This is a genomic window from Burkholderia sp. BCC1640 (assembly GCF_902833125.1).
Classification (GTDB): Bacteria; Pseudomonadota; Gammaproteobacteria; order Burkholderiales; family Burkholderiaceae; genus Burkholderia; species Burkholderia diffusa.
In genome coordinates this window covers 1-426 of the sequence record NZ_CADFEF010000187.1, presented here as the reverse complement: position 1 = coordinate 426, position 426 = coordinate 1, and the positions used below count along the sequence as shown (strand labels likewise).

Here is a 426-nt window from a genome sequence, read left to right as displayed (position 1 = left end):
ACGCGTTGCTTCGTATGAATGGGACCGGCCGACACCGTGCTTGCACCGTCAGCCGAACAGTTTCCGTCAAATAATTATCCGAGTGGATAATTATTGTTTTGAACGTGCGTGTCAAGCGTGTCGCTCCTCTAATGACGACGGGGTTTTCCCCGACACCTGCGGACCGCGATGCCGCACCGGGACAGCCCGTTGCGGCCGATCCGGACGGACGGCACAATCCGGGGATTCGATCGAGGACAGGACAGATGCAGATTGCCCGGCAGGCACAGCAGGAACGCGGCGAACAGACCCGTTCGGAAATTCTGGCGATCGCGCTCGAGCAGTTCTCGACCCGCGGTTTCGACGCGGTCAGCGTGCGTGACATCGCGGACGCGGCCGGCGTGAACCACGCGATGATCCGCTACTACTTCGCCAACAAGGAGAACC

At 60.6% G+C, this 426-nt stretch carries 1 protein-coding gene; it reads left to right on the top strand.

Going from position 1 to position 426, the window contains the following annotated elements:
* Positions 1–245: 245 nt before the first annotated feature.
* Positions 246–426, top strand: a 181-nt coding sequence (locus HWX25_RS33145) for a TetR family transcriptional regulator (RefSeq protein WP_175912810.1), incomplete at its 3' end; no start/stop codon positions are given.